The organism is Mycobacterium sp. ST-F2, assembly GCF_001905655.1.
Lineage (GTDB): Bacteria > Actinomycetota > Actinomycetes > Mycobacteriales > Mycobacteriaceae > Mycobacterium.
On the sequence record NZ_JMHT01000068.1, the window covers coordinates 32,911 to 48,698 of the forward strand.

At 67.5% G+C, this 15,788-nt stretch carries 13 protein-coding genes; 3 read left to right on the plus strand and 10 right to left on the minus strand.

The window, feature by feature from the left end:
- Positions 1-1,455, minus strand: coding sequence for a nucleobase:cation symporter-2 family protein (locus tag EB75_RS22505; protein ID WP_073697483.1), 1,455 nt, complete (start codon positions 1,453-1,455; stop codon positions 1-3).
- Between the two features lie 26 nt (positions 1,456-1,481).
- Positions 1,482-2,384 (minus strand): factor-independent urate hydroxylase, encoded by a 903-nt coding sequence (pucL, locus tag EB75_RS22510; RefSeq protein ID WP_073697484.1) that lies wholly within the window; start codon positions 2,382-2,384, stop codon positions 1,482-1,484.
- Between the two features lie 180 nt (positions 2,385-2,564).
- On the opposite strand from pucL, the gene uraD reads away from it, so the two are divergent.
- From uraD to EB75_RS22525, 3 genes are read left to right on the plus strand one after another with little or no spacing between them, the layout of a single operon-like run.
- Positions 2,565-3,050, plus strand: coding sequence for a 2-oxo-4-hydroxy-4-carboxy-5-ureidoimidazoline decarboxylase (gene uraD, locus EB75_RS22515; RefSeq protein ID WP_073697485.1), 486 nt, complete (start codon positions 2,565-2,567; stop codon positions 3,048-3,050).
- Positions 3,047-3,358, plus strand: a complete 312-nt coding sequence (locus EB75_RS22520; protein WP_073697486.1) for a hydroxyisourate hydrolase — start codon at positions 3,047-3,049, stop codon at positions 3,356-3,358. Before uraD ends, EB75_RS22520 begins: the two co-directional genes overlap by 4 nt.
- 7 nt (positions 3,359-3,365) lie before the next feature.
- Positions 3,366-4,193 (plus strand): MurR/RpiR family transcriptional regulator, encoded by an 828-nt coding sequence (locus EB75_RS22525; protein WP_073697487.1) that lies wholly within the window; start codon positions 3,366-3,368, stop codon positions 4,191-4,193.
- Between the two features lie 21 nt (positions 4,194-4,214).
- On the opposite strand, the gene EB75_RS22530 is transcribed toward EB75_RS22525, so the two are convergent.
- The 8 genes from EB75_RS22530 to EB75_RS22565 form a co-directional block, all read right to left on the minus strand.
- Positions 4,215-5,336 carry a GGDEF domain-containing protein gene (locus EB75_RS22530; RefSeq protein ID WP_142239765.1) on the minus strand — a complete coding sequence of 374 codons (1,122 nt, stop codon included), beginning with the start codon at positions 5,334-5,336 and terminating at the stop codon, positions 4,215-4,217.
- Between the two features lie 25 nt (positions 5,337-5,361).
- Positions 5,362-7,431 carry a substrate-binding domain-containing protein gene (locus EB75_RS22535; protein ID WP_073697488.1) on the minus strand — a complete coding sequence of 690 codons (2,070 nt, stop codon included), beginning with the start codon at positions 7,429-7,431 and terminating at the stop codon, positions 5,362-5,364.
- A gap of 95 nt (positions 7,432-7,526) precedes the next feature.
- Positions 7,527-9,740, minus strand: coding sequence for a malate synthase G (locus EB75_RS22540; protein ID WP_073697489.1), 2,214 nt, complete (start codon positions 9,738-9,740; stop codon positions 7,527-7,529).
- A gap of 101 nt (positions 9,741-9,841) precedes the next feature.
- Positions 9,842-11,197 (minus strand): alpha/beta hydrolase, encoded by a 1,356-nt coding sequence (locus EB75_RS22545; RefSeq protein ID WP_083612509.1) that lies wholly within the window; start codon positions 11,195-11,197, stop codon positions 9,842-9,844.
- Entirely contained in the window at positions 11,194-12,417 is a 1,224-nt protein-coding gene (locus tag EB75_RS22550) for a lipase family protein (protein ID WP_142239766.1), read from the minus strand. The genes EB75_RS22545 and EB75_RS22550 overlap by 4 nt, the downstream gene beginning before the upstream one ends.
- On the minus strand, positions 12,414-13,331 hold the full coding sequence (locus tag EB75_RS22555; RefSeq protein ID WP_073697490.1) for a 3-methyladenine DNA glycosylase: 918 nt from the start codon (positions 13,329-13,331) through the stop codon (positions 12,414-12,416). The genes EB75_RS22550 and EB75_RS22555 overlap by 4 nt, the downstream gene beginning before the upstream one ends.
- Positions 13,309-14,358, minus strand: coding sequence for a hemolysin family protein (locus EB75_RS22560; protein WP_073697491.1), 1,050 nt, complete (start codon positions 14,356-14,358; stop codon positions 13,309-13,311). Before EB75_RS22560 ends, EB75_RS22555 begins: the two co-directional genes overlap by 23 nt.
- Complete coding sequence (locus tag EB75_RS22565) at positions 14,351-15,712, minus strand: hemolysin family protein (RefSeq protein ID WP_073697492.1); 1,362 nt, start codon at positions 15,710-15,712, stop codon at positions 14,351-14,353. The genes EB75_RS22560 and EB75_RS22565 overlap by 8 nt, the downstream gene beginning before the upstream one ends.
- Positions 15,713-15,788: the final 76 nt, after the last annotated feature.

Sequence of the window (15,788 nt, forward strand, 5' to 3'; positions counted from 1 at the left end):
CTAGTGCTGGGCAATGCTGTCTGGCCGGACGATCATCACTGTTTCGCCCGCCTTGAACATGCCTCCGGAGCCCAGCACCTTCGCTTGGTCTTCACCGACCATGACGGCAGGTGCCGCACCCAGCAGGTGCGGCACCTCCGGGCTACCGGGCCGGAACTCGTTGAAGGCCAGGTTGAGCAGGAACGCCACGATGGCCGTGGCACTGATCTCTGAATCGAATATGGTCTGCCACCAGGCCGGGAAGTGGGCCCAGAAGTGCGGCCGGGCCAGCGGGATCAGGCCGAAGCCGACCGAGGTCGCGACGATGATGATGTTGCTGCCACTGCGGTAATCAACCCGGCCGAGGGCCCGGATTCCGCTGGCGGTCACCGAACCGAACAGGACCAGGCCGACGCCGCCGAGCACCGTGAGCGGAAGCAGGTTCACCACGGCGGCCAGCAGCGGTGACAAGCCGAGGACCGCCAGGATCGCGCCGCCCGTGGCGACGACGTAGCGGCTCTTGATCCCGCTGATGGAGACCAGCCCGACGTTCTGGGCGAATGCGCTCGCCGGGAACGAGTTGAACACCGGTGCCAGGGCCGAAGACAGCATGTCGGCTCGCAGACCCGCGGCAACGCGCTTGTTGTCGACGGTGGTGCCCACGACCTCGCCGACCGCGAGCAGATCGGCGGTGGTCTCGACCATGATCACGAGGATCACGATGATCATCGACACGATCGCCGCGACGTCGAACACCGGCAGCCCGAAAGCAAAAGGATGCGGGACGCCGACGATGGCCGCGCCCGCACCCTTCCAGGTGGTCTGTCCCATGATGGCGGCGATCGCGGTACCGACGATCAATGCCAGCAGGATGGCGAGCCGCGAGACTTTGGGCGTCTTGCTGAACACGAGTACCAGGGCCAGGCCGATACCGGCCATGGCGACGGAGCTGACGGCAGCAGAATCCTTCTGAGCAGATACCCAGCCTGTCGCCGCGGGCATCAGCGAGATTCCGATGACCGTGATCACCGATCCTGTGACGACCGGCGGGAAGTAGCGAACCAGCTTCGAGAACACGGGCGCGATGAGGAAGCCGAACGCGGCCGCCGCAACCACCGCGCCGAACACGACGCGCAAGCCCTGTGTGCCGGCACCGTGGTTCGCCACGATGGTCACCATCGTGGACACGGACGCAAACGAAATACCCTGTACCAGTGGCAGTTTCGCTCCGATGTAGGGAATACCGAGCGTCTGCAGAATGGTGGCGAGCCCACTGACGAACAGCGCGCTGGATACCAGTACACCGATTTGCGCCGGACTCAGATGCGCGGCGCCGCCGACGATGAAAGGCACCGCGATGACTCCACCGAACATGGACAGGATGTGCTGGGTGCCGAAGCCCAGCAGCTTGGCAGGCGGCAGCATCTCGTCTTCAGGCCGGCCGGCTGCCGCGGCGGCGATGTCTTTGTCGCTCATGTTGCTACCTCGTCGATCGGGAGAAGTCAGCAGAAGCCGGGAATGGTCGCCCAGGCAGCCGGGGCGTCGGGGGCGCCGTCGCGGGCGATGGTGGCCTGGATCAGGCCGTAGGGCCGGTCCGCGGCGTAGAACACTTCGTTGGGGTTCTCCAGGCCGAACGGGCTGAGATCGACGACGAAGTGGTGCTTGTTCGGGCACGAGAGCTTGACCTCGGCGACGTCGTCGAACGTCTCGAGGATGGCCTTGCCGATGGCGAACAGCGTCTGCTGCAGCGCCAACGAGTGGACGCCGGCGAACGTGGACAGCACCAGGTCGGTGATCTGCGCGTGCAGTGCGTTGAAGTCGATATCGGTGGAGGTGTACCGCCACCACGCGGTCACCGAGGTCGCCATGATCCGGTCGTCGGTTTCGACCAGCGTGGTGTATTTGTCCCGCGGGAATCCGTGGAACTCGGACCCCGTCGACTTCAGCACGATGCAATCCTTGAGCCCGGAGACCACCCAGGTGTTGTCGCCGTCCATCTGCACAACCGTGGTGCGCGTGAATTTTCCGTTCCGGACGAAGGAATGGTCGTGCTCGGCGCCGTCGACGACGATCCGGTCCCAGAGATACTCCTCGGCTTCCCAGCGGCCGCCGGTCAGCCATTCGAAATCGGCCAGGAAATGTTGGCCCAAGGCGATGAGGAACTGTTCGGGCGATTCGATGCCGACTTCTTTGGCGTACGCGTAGACGGTGTTCTTCTGGGTGTCGGTGGCCACGACCAGAGAGTTGTCGCCGTCGGTGTGGCAGGCCGTGAAGTCGCCCCGCAGTTGCGATGTCACGTTGAGATCTTTGATCTGGTGTACGGGCGTGTCACGGACGATTCGGACAAGACGGCACTCCGCCTTACCGTACTGATTCGCGCGCAGGACGATATCTTCGCCGGCCATCGGTTCTCCTGGAATGTGGGCATTCAGACTCTTGGAACATACGTTTCTTCATCGCTGGTCTGATGGCATTGGTGTTTCGGCTTTGTGACGTCATTCCGGCATTTGTAGATGTAACACGACGCTCACAAGCGGAAACGCTGGTTTCATCTCACAACGAAACTGGAACGGTACTGTCAGCGAGTGGATCTACGAACCTTCAACGTCGCGCCGCTCGACGACGTGGTCGCCGTGCTGCGACCCTGTGCCGACGTTCCGGAATGGATCGACACCATCGCGCGGGCACGTCCGTTCGCCACGGTGCAAGAGCTGATCGACCAGGCGGATACGGCCGCGCGCTCGTGGGGTATCGCCGACGTCGACAAGGCGCTGGCACACCATCCACGAATCGGTGAGCGTGCGCGCGGGACGTCGACCGAGGCCGCGCTCTCGCGCACGGAACAACCGCACCTCGACGCTGAGATAACCGAGCAGCTCGCCGCGGCCAACGCGGCGTACGAGGCGCGCTTCGGCCGCGTCTTCCTCATCAGGGCCGCGGGGCGCAGCGCGCCGGAGATCCTCGCCGAGCTGCAACGGCGCCTGACCCTGAGCCCGGATGACGAAGAAGCGGTGGCGATCGACCAACTCCGCGAGATTGCGAAGCTGCGACTGGCCGGGGCCGTCCGATGACCGTCACGCTCTCCACTCATGTCCTCGACGCTGTGCAGGGCACGCCCGCAGCCGGCATGACCGTCGTGCTGACCGCGCCGGACGGTCCGACACCGCAAACACTCACGGATGCGGACGGCCGGGCCCGGTGGACCGGCCTCGTCGCCGGCCCGCATCGGCTGACGTTCCAGACGGGGACCTGGTCGGCCGCCCTCGACCGCCCGGTCTTCTATCCGAGCGTCGATCTTCACGTCGAGCTCGTCGACGGGCACACGCACGTCGCGCTGCTGCTCAGCACGTACTCCTACACGACGTACAAGGGCAGCTGAACCGCACATGGGTAACCAGCTCACCCTCGAAGAACGGATTTCGCGGAGCTATCCGACCCTGTCGCCACAGGAGCGCCGCGCCGCGAATGCGTTGATGGAACATCTCGATGACCTGGGCATGTATCGCGCGACGGAACTGGCCGCGCTCGCGGACGTCTCGAAGGCGACGTTCAGCCGCCTGGTCCGCCGGCTCGACTACCAGGACTTCGAAGCCATGCGCGAGCAGTTGCGCGCGCTGCGTCAGTCGGGTGTGCCGGTGTCTACCGCAACGCCTGGTCTGAGCGCCCAGATCACCCAGGATGTGGCGAACCTGAACCGCCTCCTGGCGACTCTCGACGAGGCGATTGTCGACGAGATCGCCCGTCAGGCCGCTCGCGCCCGGCGCGTGGTCATTCATGGGCAGCGCAACAGTTTCGGCATGGCTTCACTGTTGCGCATGAATCTGGCCCAGATTCGCCCCGACACCTCGCTCATCCCGCAGCCCGGTCAGTCCGCTGCCGACGACATCGTCGACCTCGGACCGGAAGACCTGGCCATCGTCATGTCCTTCCGGCGGCACAGTTCGGCCGTCGGCGATCTTGTCGACGTACTGAGCGGGAACAACGTGCCCACCGCCGTCATCGCCGACGAGCAACTGCGCACCGTGGCGCACCGGGCGACGTGGTTCATCGAGTGCCCGATGACCTCACCCGGCGCATTCGACAGCCATGCCGTCGCGATGAGTCTGGTCGCGGTACTGTCCGACCGGGTGCTCAGCCTGGTGCCGGACGGACCCGAGCGGATCGATCGGGTCGACGGGCTGCTGTGCAGTCTGCACGACACTGCGGACCGGTGATCAATCGGCGCGGTTACCGGGTCACGATCGTTCGATATCGAGCTCGGCACAGCGAATCTGATTGCCGCCGGCGCGTTTTGCCTGATACATCGCAAGGTCGGCGGCACTGGCCAGGTGGGCGGTAACAGATTCCACAGAGTCCTTGTCGACCTGACGCAGCGATATGCTCGCGGTGCCGACGCTGGCTGTCGTCGAGTAGGGGCCGGCAGCGATCGCCTCGCGAAGAGCCTCGGCAAGCGCGACGGGTTCGGGTACCGGGGCGATCTCGGCCACCAGGAACTCCTCACCGCCGGCCCGGGCAATGACTGCCCTGGCCGCGGTGTGTGTCTGTAGCGCGGCGGCGACGGCGACGAGCGCCTGGTCGCCGACGGCGTGGCCGTGGGTGTCGTTGAGCAGTTTGAACCGGTCCAGATCGATCATGATGACGGCCAGGTAATTGTTCTCGCCGCGGTGCGCGGTGAACAGTTGGCGCACCGCGTTGTTGAAGCCGCGCCGGTTGAGCAGTCCGGTCAGTGGGTCACGGTCTGCCCGTAACAGGTCGATACCGAAGGTGTGCACCACGACCTGGGCACTCAGCGGTCCGCCGATGTTGACGACGGCGACGACCCACAGGGCACCCAACGCCAGAATCCAGTGGCCTGCGACTCCCAGTCTGACGGTCGCGACTGCTGCCACTGCCACCGCGAAGACGAGGTTGGCGAGCATCACGCGCGGCGTGTGCAAGTACCCGGTGTAACCGGTGGTGGTGGTGAGCGCCGCAGCGATGATGAACCCGACCAGTGGATTGGTTTGCAGGAGGCTGGCGATGGCGAGAGATGCGGCTGAGATCGCGGCATAGCAGATAGAACCGAGCTTGCTGGGCACGCCCACCAGCCAGATGAGCAATACGGCGATTCCGCATGCGGCGGTGACGTATGCGATGACGGTCGCAGTTCGACTTTGCAGACCGTCGTTGCTGGCAGTGAGCGCCACAAACACTGCCACCAGCGACACGTTCCCGCCGACCAGGATGAAGCGGAGTGCCGGGATGAGCTTGTGTTCGCGCAGAAAGGCGATGATCCAGTCGTAATGGTCGTCCTGGTGCCACCACATCCGGATCAAGCCCACGGCTGTGCCCGCCGTCGATTTGGAGTGCGCAGTCACCACGGTGGCCTCTCCGCGTAGGTGTCTAAGCCAGCATTCCGGCCAGCGCGGCAGTGAACTCCTGACCTGCCGTGTTGGGCACGTTCTGATAGGTGCCGCCCGTCAGTTGAGCGACCGCGCTCCATGTCGATTGGTCTGAGTCCGAGCCGATGTCGATCACGTTGATCGCCACCGGACGGCCCTGGTCGAACGCCGACTTGACGTAGTCCTGCAACCCCTGACCATCCAGCGACTGGTCGGTGTGCGGGCCCGAGGTGATCAGCAGGATGGAGTTGGCCTGCCCCTCCACGTATTTCGACATCGCGTCGCCATACAGCATGCGCAGCGTCGTGAACGAGACGTGCCCGCCGCCAGACGAACTCTGGTTGTTCAGATTCGCGATCAGCTGCGCCGAATGCGCTTGATCGCTCAACGGGGCGACCGGAATCTCGGAGCGTCCGGACACGCCGTCGAAGGTCCACAGCCCCACGGCGCTGTTCGGCGACATCGCCTTGAGCCGGTCCATCAGCGCGGTGGTCACGTTGCCCAGCCGGGTCCTGGCGCCGTCGGGAGTCGGCATCGACTGGTCCAGCATGATCGTCACGGCGGCGCCCTTCGACGTGCCGCCCACCGCGTTGGCCAGCGTGGCGCGCGTGCCGGTGTCGCCGATCGCCAGGGCGTCGGGCAGTGAACCGAGGTTCACCACGTCGTTCTTCGGGGGATTGCCACCGCTGACGCGGAAGCCGGCCTTGGACAGCTCGGCGAGCTGTTCGGGCTTGCGCAGGAAGCGCTCGAATTCGCTGGCCGCGGCGACCTCTTCGTGCGACAGGCCCTCACCCGCGAGCAGCACGGCCGGGTAATCGGCGACGGCTGGCGCGCCAGGTGGCAGCCAGGCCGCCAGCTTGCCCTTGGCGTCGTCGGTGTGTTGCGACCGCTGGTAGAGCTGTTGCTCGGTGGTGACAACCGCGTGCACCGGCGCAGTGGCCGGGTCACTCGCGGAGATCAGCGCATCCAGTGCCGTCGAGGACTTGGGGTCCGAGAGCTTCGGCTGCGCGGCCGTCAGCCGGTGCACCGCGCCGGCGCCGGCGTTGACCGGCCCACCACCTGCCGCGGCGGAGGCGACGGCCTCGGCCGCCAGGTAGGTCGCGTCACTGTTGTCGACGGTCGGCAGCGCCAGCCGCAGCGAGCCCCAGCCGGGCAGGCTCAGGCCGTCGAGCGCCGTCGGCGTCGTCTGAAGCGCGGGGAGGGTGCCCCAATTCTGTTGGGACAGAGCATCTTTGAGTTGTGGTCGGACGGCCAGCAGCACCGGCGAGGTGGCCAGCGACTTTGCCTCGCCGCTGACGGCCTGCTCGCCGGCACCGGCCACCAGCCGGGCCGCCGAGACCGAGCTCGCCGGAACCCACAGCGCGGGCCGTGGGCCCAGGTTCGACGGCCACTTGTTGACAACACCATCCACGACAGCGGACGGATCGGTCGCCTTGACCTCGACCTTGGCGCACTTGTCGCCGATGGGCGCGGCCGTCTGGTTGTACTTGCCGGCCAGGGCGCTGAGCTGATCGGAGATCGACGGGTCGGCCATCACGGGCACGCTGACCGAGCCGGACACACACCGCGCCGAAGCTTCCCGGCTGCGGTCGGACAGCACACTGCCGAAGAACCGCCACAGGATCACGGCCGCGACGACGACCACGACGGTCACCAGGGCGACGATGACGCCGACACTGACGCCGCGGCGCTTGGTCTGGATGGCCCGGTGGCTGCCGGTCCATTCGCCACCCTCCCAGTCGCCGCCGTGCGAGCGGACCGAGGCCCGGCGTGGCACGGAGGGGAACGCCTGGGTGATGCTGTCGACCCCGGTGAGGTCGGGCTGGTCCGAATAGTCGGGCTCGCCAGAGTCGGAGTCGGGTTCGTCGGTCTCGTAGCGATCGCCGGCACCGGTGGGCGGGGCGGCGGCAGGCGGCATCCCGTGCCTGTCGGCCCAGTCGTCGGGCACCCGGAAGCCCAGTGCACCGGAATCGGGATCGCCGGATTCCGGAATGTCCGGCGACAACGCGTCGTGCTCGGATACTTCGTCGTCGCGTGACTCGTCGTCGTCGGGAGCTCTGTGCCTACCCATTTGGTGTCCGCTCCTGGTGTCGGCGTGCAATCGGCGGACCCGTGTTCCCGCGGGCCCGCCGAATTTTAATCAACAGTGATGGGGGAGTTAACCGTTCACGAACCGGCGTGTGCGGCCTTGAACTCCCGCCGGCGCCGATGCAGGATCGGCTCGGTGTAACCGTTGGGCTGCGCGCAACCCTCCAGGATCAGTTCCTGCGCGGCCTGGAAGGCGATGCTGTTCTCCGGATCGGGCGCCATCGGCAGGTACGCGGAGTCGCCGGCGTTCTGCTCGTCGACCACCGCCGCCATCCGGCGCAGGCTCGCCTTCACGTCGTCGGAGGTGATGACGCCGTGCCGCAGCCAGTTGGCCAGCAGCTGGCTGGAGATGCGCAGCGTCGCGCGGTCCTCCATGAGGGCGATGTTGTGGATGTCGGGCACCTTGGAGCAACCGACGCCCTGGTCGATCCAGCGGACGACGTAGCCGAGGATCGACTGGCAGTTGTTGTCGATCTCCTCGTGGATTTCCTCCGGCGCCCAGGCCAGTTCCTTGGCCAGCGGGATGGTCAGCAGCTCGGTGAGCGTGGTGCGCTTCTTGCCGGCCAGTTCCTTCTGGACCTCGGGCACGTCGACCTGGTGGTAGTGCATGGCGTGCAGGGTCGCGCCGGTGGGCGAGGGCACCCACGCGGTGGTGGCGCCGGCCTTGGGCTGACCGATCTTCTGTTCGACCATGTCGGCCATCAGGTCGGTCATGGCCCACATGCCCTTGCCGATCTGGGCGCGGCCGGCCAGGCCGCACGCCAGACCGGTGTCGACGTTGGCGTCCTCGTAGGCCTTGATCCAGGTCTGGGTCTTCATGGCGCCCTTGCGGACCATGGGACCGGCCTCCATCGAGGTGTGGATCTCGTCGCCGGTGCGGTCCAGGAAGCCGGTGTTGATGAACACCACGCGGTCGGCGGCGGCCTTGATGCACGCCTTGAGGTTGACGGTGGTGCGTCGTTCCTCGTCCATGATGCCGACCTTCAGGGTCGCCTCGGGCAGGCCGAGGACGTCCTCGACGCGGCTGAACAGCTCACAGGTGAAGCCGACCTCGTCGGGCCCGTGCATCTTGGGCTTCACGATGTACACCGAGCCGGTCCGGCTGTTGGTCAGCTCGCCGTTCTCCTCGGTGGACTTCAGGCCGTGCATGGCGATCAGGCCGGTGAACAGCGCGTCCTGGATGCCCTCGGGGATTTCGTTGCCCTCGGCGTCGACGATGGCGTCGTTGGTCATCAGGTGGCCGACGTTGCGCACGAACAGCAGGCTGCGGCCCGGGAGGGTCAGTTCGCCCTGGCCGTCCGGCGTGGTGAACACGCGGTCGGGGTTCAGCGTGCGGGTGAAGGTCTTGCCGCCCTTGCTGACCTCTTCGGCCAGGTCGCCCTTGTTCAGGCCCAGCCAGTTGCGGTAGCCGAGCACCTTGTCGTCGGCGTCGACGGCGGCGACCGAGTCCTCGAAGTCCATGATCGTGGTGATCGCCGACTCCAGCACGACGTCCTTGATGCCGGCCTTGTCGGTCGAGCCGATCGGCGACGAGGGGTCGACCAGGATCTCGATGTGCAGGCCGTGGTGGACCAGCAGCACCGACCAGGCCGAGTCACCGAGCTTGCCGGTGTAGCCGACGAACTCCTCGGGGTTCGCGAGGCCGGTCGACAGTCCGTCGCCCAGTTCTGCCTGCAGCTGGTGCTCGTCGTCGATCTTCAGACCGGTGATGTCGGCCCACGAACCGGCAGCCAGCGGGACGGCCTGGTCCAGGAAGCCGCGGGCGTAGGCGATCACCTTGTCGCCGCGCACCTTGTTGTAGCCACCCTTGCCGGCCTCGGCGCCGCCCTCGTCGGAGATGACGTCGGTGCCGTACAGCGCGTCGTACAGCGAGCCCCAGCGGGCGTTGGCCGCGTTGAGCGCGAACCGGGCGTTGAGGATCGGCACCACCAGCTGGGGTCCCGACGTGCTGGTGATCTCCGGGTCGACGCCCGACGTCGTGATGCTGAAGTCGGCCGGTTCCGGCTGCAGGTAGCCGATCTCGGAGAGGAACTCCTGGTAGGAGGTCTTGAACTCGTCGGTGTCGACGGGATCGATGACGCGGGCGCGGTGCCACTTGTCGATCTGCGCCTGCAGGTCGTCACGGCGGGCCAGCAGGTCCTGGTTCTTCGGGCCCAGGTCGGTGATGACCTTGTCGACCCCTGCCCAGAAGCTGTCAGGATCGACCCCGGTGCCGGGCAGAGCCTCATTGGTGATGAAGTCGTGCAGTACGCGGGCCACCCGCAGATTTCCCACCGTCACACGATCAGTCATTTGTTCTTCCTCCTAAGCAGCCCATACGGCGACACTCCACTTTACCCGTGGGTAACCGCAGCTCATTGCCGTGTCCGGCCAATGAGAACCCGGGCACACCGTCAGTTCGCCGTGGCGCCCGGCAAACTGGTCGCCGGCACACCGGGAGTGAACAGCCGTCCGGCCAACCATGGCAGGGCTTTCTCGAATACCTCTGCGGCACTGGGGAACGTGTGGTCGCCCCCGTGCGGCACCACCGAGCACTCGATGCCGGCGGCACTGACCATGGCGCACATGTAGGTCGCGACGGCGGTGTGGCTCTCGGGGTTGTCCGGCGGTGCGATGTCCGGCATCGGGCCCGCCTTGGCCGGCTCATGGGTGACCGGTCCGTTCTCGGACACCGCGAACCAGCCTGCGATGCCGGTGTACGGCCCGTGCTTGCGGACCACGGTCGCCGGATCGAAACGGGCGAACGCGGCCGCGTCACCGCCGAAGAGGCGCGCGATGGTCTGCGGCTTGGAACCGGCGTTGGGCCCGACCTGTCCGTCCATGTCGACGAAGGTCTGGAACAACTCCGGGTGCATCACCGTGGTCATCACCGCACACGTGCCCCCGGCCGACCAGCCGACGATGCCCCAGCGGGACGGATCGGGGTTCACCGAGAACGTCGAAGTCACATAAGGCACAACATCTTTGGTGAGGTGATCGGCGGCCATGCCGCGCGGCCCGTTGACGCATTCGGTGTCGTTGCTGAACTGGCCGCTGGTGTCCACGAACACCAGGATCGGTGCGTTGCCGCCGTGCGCGGCCGCGAATTCGTCGGCGGTGCGCTGGGCGCCGCCGGCCGTGGGCCAGTCCGCGGGCCAGCCGAACTCCCCGCCCACCATGACCACCGCCGGGAGCTGGGGGGCGTCATGGGCGAACCAGGCCGGCGGCAGGTAGACCAGCTCCGGACGGCTGCGGAAACCCGACGCGGTGGTCGGAATCTGCACCGAAACCAGGACCCCGCGGTGCGGCACCGTGCCGCTGCGGCGCATGGCCAGTGCGGTGTCGAGATTGACCTCGCCGCTGAGCTCGGCCCCCGTCGCCCGCTGCCACAGCGCCTCGACGGTCGGCAGGTAACCCGTCCAGGTGTTCACCGCCAGACCCGCGCACACCGCACACAGCGGCACCACCGCGACGGCCACGGCCCGGCGCCACCAGTGCAGGCCCGGCCAACCCGCGATGGCCACCACGAGTGCCACGCCGGTCAGCGCGATCCACACCCACAGCGACACCGGGGCCGGCCCGCCCGCCAGGCCCTGGTCGGAGATGAACCAGCTGCAGCCCAGCGCCAGGACGATGCCGGTGCCGAGCGCCACGGGAAGCCAGAGGCGCAGCCAGCGTGGCGAGCGCCGGCCGACGGCGACGATGAGCGCCAGCGCGGTCACGACCTGGATCACGGTGGGCAGCCAGCCGTCGAGCAGTCCGATGTTCACGGGTTGTCCCCGTCGTTCCCGCCATCGGCCGTGCCGGTACCGGTGCAGGTGTTCGGGGCGGGCACCCCGTTGAAGCGGTCGGTGATCCACTTCAACGGATCGGCGCCGTCGGCCTGATCGACGTAGTCGATCACGTCACCCATGTCGCAGCCTTTTCTCACGGCGGCTGCGGTCTGGTCGGGCGGCACCAGTCCATCGGGCGGTCCGGCAGCGACAAACATCGGCGCCGAGGCCGGCGCCTGTGGCAACGTCGACTTGAGCAGATAACCGCGAAGCGCCTCGGTGGCGGCCGGCGTTGTCGGACCGATGTCGTGCGGACCCAGTGCCGCCAGCACCTTGGCCCTGTCGGCGAGCGTCGAGCCCCGGCAGGAGGACAGCATGTCCCAATGTTCGCGGGCCGGACCGCGGCGGTAGTCGTCGAGCGGGAAGCCGGGGTAGGCCGACGGCATCATGGCGAGGTACTGCTGCAGCATGAGCTGCTGTTCGTGGCTCAGGTTCCCCGCCGCGGAGGCGTCGGCCAGCCATTCGAGTGCCGCGGTCGGAGCCAGCGCGACGGCACCCTGGGGACGCAGGCCGCCGCCGTAGTCGGTGGCCAGTTCGGCGGCCGCCCACGCGGCCTGACCGCCCTGCCCGGTGCCCACGGCGACCCAGTTGGTCGATGCCGCAGGCACCAGCTTGCGGGTGGCGCGAACCAGGTCGATGAGGTTGAAACCCTCGGTCGTCGAGTCGAGGTACGGGTGATAGGTCTCGTCGAGCCCGAGGCCCTGGTAGTCGGTGATCGCCACCAGATATCCGCCGGCGACCATCGCCCGCACGGTGGGGACCAGTCCGAGCAGGCCGTGCGACGAGGACGGTGCGCACTCGGCCTGGATGCCGCTGCCGGGGTTGGCGAGCGCGATGATCCGCCAGCCGCCGGCCGGCGCATTGCCGTGGGGCACGAAAACGGTGCCCGTCACTTTGGGGTGGCTGTCGTTGATTCCCGATGTGGAGATGTAGGTGATGCGCGCGGAGATCGCGGTGAGCTCGGCCAGTTTCGGGTCGACGGTGTTCAGCGGCGTCGCCGCGACCAGGGTGCCCGGGCCGGTGCCGCCGTAATCGGCCGGCAACACCTGCCCGCTGCGGCGCTTGCCGTCGTCGGACGAATCGTGCGAGCAGCCGGTGACGGTCACCACGGCGGTCAGAATCGCGGCGCAGGCCCGCAGCGCCGTCCGGGCTGTCACGGCCTGTCCCCGGCGCTCGCGTACCCGAGCAGCTTCCGGCACTCGGTCAATAGTGAATTACGCAGCGGCACAGCGAGATTGGCGATGTCCTGCTGGCGGCGGACGTACTCGGCGCGGCCCGCGGGGTCCTCGATGGTGATGGGCTCGATGCCGAAATCACTGAGGTCGTACGGGCTGGCCTGCATGTCGAGGACGCGGGCGTCCGCGGCGAGGTCAAGGCAATCCATCAACAGATTCGACTCCAGCAAAGGTCCGAGCTTGTAACTCCATTTGTACAAGTCCATATTTGCGTGCACACAGCCCGGCTGCTCGGTGGCCGCCTGGGCGTGTCGGGTCAGGGCATCTGCGTTGCGCGGCACGGCGTCCTCGGTGAAGAACCGGAAGGCGTCGAAATGGGTGCACCGCAACGGCATCGACTCGACCACGGCATCGGTGTCCGAGGAGCTCAGGCGCAACGGCACCTGGGCATGGCGCACCTCGGGAGCGCGGTACACCATGGCCCATTCGTGCAGGCCGAAACAGTTCAGCCGGGCCGGGCGGGCCGCCGTCGCAGCCAACAGGTCGGCGACGAACGCGACGGTCTCCCGTCGTCCGGCGAGGTAGTCGGCCGTGACGGTCACGGCGTCACCGCGATGGCCATAGCCGGCCCGGTCGGTGAACCGCCGAGTGTCCGCTCCGGTCAACGCGCGGCCGAAACCCGGATGCCAGCGCCGCAGGTGCCGGGGTTTGAGGCTGTAGTAGGTGAACAGGAAGTCCCACACCGGATGCGGCCGGCCGGCCCGCATCCGCTGCTCGTGCGGCGCCAGGAAGGCGTCGACCCGCCCCAGGTAGCGCTGTTCGCGCGGGACCCAGTCGGCTTCGTCCAGGACCTGCAACGGCACGCACGCCGTCTCAGACACGGTGGGTGCCGTCACGCACCACGCCGACCAGGTCCTCCACCAGATCCTCGAGTGCCACCATCGCGGTGACGTAGCCGTCGGTGGTGACCAGGGACAGGTGACTGTTGTTGCGGCGCAACCAGGACAGCGCATCGGCCACCGGCAGCGTCGAGGCCACCATGGGCAGCGGGCGCACCATGGACCGGTCCAGGACCGCGTCGTTGTCGTCCATGCACGGCAGCACGTCCTTGATGTGCAGGTAGCCGAGATAGGCACTGTGCCCGTCGGTGACCGGGAACCGGGAGTAACCGGTCTCCCGCAACGCCTGGGCCACCGCACCTACCGTGGGACCGGTACCGGCCCCGGCGATCGGCACCGCGCGGATGTCCTGCAGCGGTATGGCGACGTCCTTGACCGTGCGGGTGCGGATGTCCAGCGCGCGCTTGAGCCGGACGTGCTCCTCGGCGTCGAGCAGCCCCTCCGACAGTGACTCGGTCAGCATCTCGGACAGTTCCACGGAGGACACGGTGACGTCCAGTTCGTCCTTCGGCTCCACCCCGAGCAGCCGCAGCGTGCTGTTGGCGCACCAGTTGTAGAAGATGACGAACGGCCGGGCCATGCTCATGTAGACCAGGTACGGCGGGATCAGCAGCATCGCGGCCTTCTCGGGCCCGGCGATCGCGATGTTCTTCGGCACCATCTCGCCGAGCAGCACGTGTGTGGTCACCACGATGGCCAGGGAGACGGCGAACGCGACGGTGTGCAGCACCGTTTCGGGCACGCCGACGGCATCGAAGGGTTCCTCGAGCAGATGCGCGACGGCCGGTTCGCCGATGCGGCCCAGCAGGATCGAGCAGATGGTGATGCCGAGCTGAGCGCCGGCCAGCATCATCGACAGCCGCTCTCCGGCCCGCAGCACGGTGACGGCACTGCGCTTGCCCTGTTCGGCCAGGGCCTGCAGCCGGTCGCGGCGGGCCGAGATCAGCGCGAACTCGGAGCCGACGAAGAACGCGTTGGCGCCCAGCAGCACCATGGTCAGCAGAATCCCGAGGACGTCATTCATCGCCGGCTCCCGACTCGTCGGCGCCCAGTTCGGTGAGCTCGACCTGGTCGATGCGCCGGCCGTCCATCCGGATCACCGTCGCCTTCCAGCGGACCGGGTCCAGCTCCGGATTGTCCGGGTCGAATTCGGTCAGCACGACGGTGTCGCCGACGTCCGGAATGTGGCCGAGTTTCTCGAGCACCAGGCCGCCGATGGTTTCGTAGTCGCCCTCGGGCGCGCGGAACGGCGTCTCGGTGTCGACCTCGTCGATGCGCATGAGACCCGAGACCAGCCAGCCGTCGCGCACCTCGACGACGTCGGGGGTGGCGTCGTCGTGTTCGTCGCGGACGTCGCCGACGATCTCCTCGATGAGGTCCTCGACGGTGACCATGCCGGCGGTGCCGCCGTATTCGTCGACCACGAGGGCGGTCTGGACGCCGTTGGCGCGGATCTGCGTCATCACCGCGTCACCGTCGAGGGTCGACGGCACCGTCGGGACGGGGCGCGCCAGCTGGGCCAGACGGGTGCTGGCCCGCAACTCGGCGGGGATCGCGAAGATCTGTTTGACGTGCACGATGCCGACGGTCTCGTCGAGGTCGCCGGCGACGATCGGGAAGCGGGAGAACCCCGTGCGGATGGCCGTCTCGATCAGGTCGGCGGCGGTGTCGGTGACCTCCAGTGACTCGATCATGGAGCGCGGTGTCATCAGCTCCTCGGCGGTGCGACCGCCGAATTGCAGTGAGCGGTCGATCAATTCGGCGGTCTGCGGATCGAGTGACCCGCTCTCGGCCGAATTGCGCACCAGCGCCAGGAGTTCCTGCGCAGACCGCGCCGAGCGGAGTTCCTCGGCGGGCTCGACCCCGAGCCGGCGCAGCACCCAGTTGGCGGTGCCGTTGGTCAGCTTGATCACGGGGGAGAAGACCAGGGAGAAGAACCACTGCAGCGGCACGGTGGCGCGGGCCGTCGGCACCGGCTTGGCCACGGCGAGGTTCTTGGGCACCAGCTCGCCGAACACCATCGAGACCGACGTCGCGATCAGCAGGGCCAGCGTCAGGGCCAGCGGGTCGGCGAACTTCTCGGGCAGTCCGACGGCGTGCAACGGGCCGCGCAGCAGCCGCGCCACCACGGGCTCGGCCAGAAAACCGGTGATCAGTGTGGTGATCGAGATGCCGATCTGCGCACCGGACAACTGGAACGACAGATTGCGGTGGGCGTCACGGACGATCCGGTCGCGCCGGCCGCCGTCGCGGGCATTGGCCTCCACGGTGCTGCGTTCCAGCGCCGTCAGCGAGAACTCGGCCGCGACGAAGACCGCCGTCCCGACGGTGAGCAGGATGAACGCGGCCAGGCTTGCGATGGTCAGCGCAGTGGTCACCGGGCACCACCGCTCGGGGCGCCGGGCTGACGGCCCGGCTCGCTACTGGGAGGTTCGGCGTCGATTGAATCGAGGC

Excerpts from the sequence above, each read along its gene's own strand:
- EB75_RS22525 (WP_073697487.1), top strand. The coding sequence starts at position 3,366 with ATGGGTAACCAGCTCACCCTCGAAGAACGGATTTCGCGGAGCTATCCG.
- EB75_RS22520 (WP_073697486.1), top strand. The coding sequence starts at position 3,047 with ATGACCGTCACGCTCTCCACTCATGTCCTCGACGCTGTGCAGGGCACG.
- pucL (WP_073697484.1), bottom strand. The coding sequence starts at position 2,384 with ATGGCCGGCGAAGATATCGTCCTGCGCGCGAATCAGTACGGTAAGGCG.
- EB75_RS22535 (WP_073697488.1), bottom strand. The coding sequence starts at position 7,431 with ATGGGTAGGCACAGAGCTCCCGACGACGACGAGTCACGCGACGACGAA.
- EB75_RS22540 (WP_073697489.1), bottom strand. The coding sequence starts at position 9,740 with ATGACTGATCGTGTGACGGTGGGAAATCTGCGGGTGGCCCGCGTACTG.
- EB75_RS22505 (WP_073697483.1), bottom strand. The coding sequence starts at position 1,455 with ATGAGCGACAAAGACATCGCCGCCGCGGCAGCCGGCCGGCCTGAAGAC.
- EB75_RS22560 (WP_073697491.1), bottom strand. The coding sequence starts at position 14,358 with ATGAATGACGTCCTCGGGATTCTGCTGACCATGGTGCTGCTGGGCGCC.